The 1806-nt window shown below is 72.9% G+C and carries 2 protein-coding genes; both read right to left on the bottom strand.

The window, feature by feature from the left end:
- On the bottom strand, positions 1 to 846 hold an 846-nt coding region (locus G6028_RS12865; protein WP_182659112.1), incomplete at its 3' end, for a histidine kinase.
- A 69-nt stretch (positions 847 to 915) separates the two neighbouring features.
- Positions 916 to 1806, bottom strand: an 891-nt coding sequence (locus G6028_RS12860; protein ID WP_182659111.1) for a sensor histidine kinase, incomplete at its 5' end; no start/stop codon positions are given.

Here is a 1806-nt window from a genome sequence, read left to right as displayed (position 1 = left end):
CCCGACCGCGGAGCGGGAGGATTCCTCGACGGTCCGCAGGGCGCCGGCGGCGGCGTCGGGGTCGAGTCCCATGACCCGTCGTGCGGCGCCGGCCTGGACGCCGATCGCCGCGACGTGGTGGGCGATCACATCGTGCAGCTCCCGGGCGATGCGCAGACGCTCCTCGACGACGGCGCGGTCTCGCAGTGCCTCGGCCTGGTTCTCGATGGTCTCGGCCTGCTCGGCCAGGGAGTGGCGGCGCCGTGCACCCCGCCACGAGGCGATCCCGAGTGCGGCGGCGCCGCCGAAGTAGACGATGTTGATGAGCGCGGTGTAGACGAGGTAGGCGGGCACGGGAGGGACGAGCCCCGACGAGCGGTCGGTGTCATCGAGGGAGTCGAGGATCTGCTGCATCCCCGATCCCAGCGCGAGGTACCAGATCATCCACACCACGAGGGCGGCGGTGATCCCCACCGCCACACCGACCAGAGCCCTGCGGTCGCGGGCCCATGCCACCGCGGAGTAGACGGCGATGAAGTACAGCACCTGCTGGGAGACCTGCCCCATCACCAGCGGCATGACGCTGCCGATGATGAGCAGATGCGCGGTCGCGCCGAGGCCGGTCAGGAGCGGGAGTCGGCGGCGGATGGCGAGCAGGGCCGCCGCGCTCGCCATCGCCGCGTACTGGGCCCACAGCGGAGCGCTCTCGCCGCCCAACACGCCCATGCTCCGCAGGATCTCCAGTCCCACGGCCGAGCAGGCGAACATGGCCAGGGCGAGGACCGCGTCGGCCCGGAGGTAGTTCTCCGGCAACGGTCGGGTCCATGCGTCCTCGGCGTCGAAGAGGCGGTTCAGGCGGGCCCACACGACAGCCGAGCCTATCCGCTCACGGTCCGGCCGGTGGCGCGGCGCCGCAGCGGCGGCCGCCCGGGTCGGTCACGGCTGGTCGGGGTGTTCCCCGATGGTCTCGACCGGCAGGTCCACGACGAACCGCGCTCCGCCCGCGGGGGAGTCCTCGACCCGGACCGATCCCCCGTGGGAGCGGGTGATCTCGGCGACGATCGCCAGCCCCAGGCCGGACCCCCCGGTGCCGCGGGCGCGGTCGGCGTCGAGTCGGGCGAAGCGGTCGAACACCGTGTCACGCTGCTCGGGTGGCACCCCCTCGCCGTCGTCGTCGACGGTGATCACGGCGCGCGGTCCCGCGGGGTCCGTGCGATCCACGGTGAGCCCGATCATCACGGCCTCACGGGCGTGCCGCCGCGCGTTGTCGACGAGGTTGCGCACGACCCGCAGCAGGGCGTCGGGGTCGCCGACCAGTCGGGCGGGTTCCACCGCGCCGGTGACCTCGAGTCCGCCCAGTCCACGGAGCCGCCCGACCTCGGAGAGGACGATGTCGTCGAGGTCCACGTCCTCGCGACGCAGCGGGACACCCCGCTCGTCGTTCTTGGCCAGCAGGAGGAGATCCTCGACCATCGACCGCATCCGCTGGACCTCGGGCAGCAGGAGGTCGTCCACGGTCTCCACGTCGACCGGGGTGCCGGAGGTCGAGGACAGCTCCAACAGCGTCGACAGCGTGGACAGGGGGCTGCGTAACTCGTGCGAGGCATCGCCCACGAAGGCCACCTGGGCGGTCCTCGCGGCGTCCAGGCGGGCGAGCATCGCGTTCATCGTGCGGGCCAGTCGCGCGATCTCGTCCTCCGCCTCGGGCACCGGCACCCGCTCGCCCCGCCCCGAGGCGGAGATCTCGGCCACCCGCGACCGGATCGATTCCACCGGCCGCAGCACGCGGCCCATCGCGTAGTGCACGAACACCGCGGTCGCCAGTCC

This window comes from Dietzia cercidiphylli (assembly GCF_014145145.1).
GTDB lineage: Bacteria > Actinomycetota > Actinomycetes > Mycobacteriales > Mycobacteriaceae > Dietzia > Dietzia natronolimnaea.
Note: the sequence above shows the minus strand (reverse complement) of the source record. Positions and strands in the feature narration are given on the sequence as shown.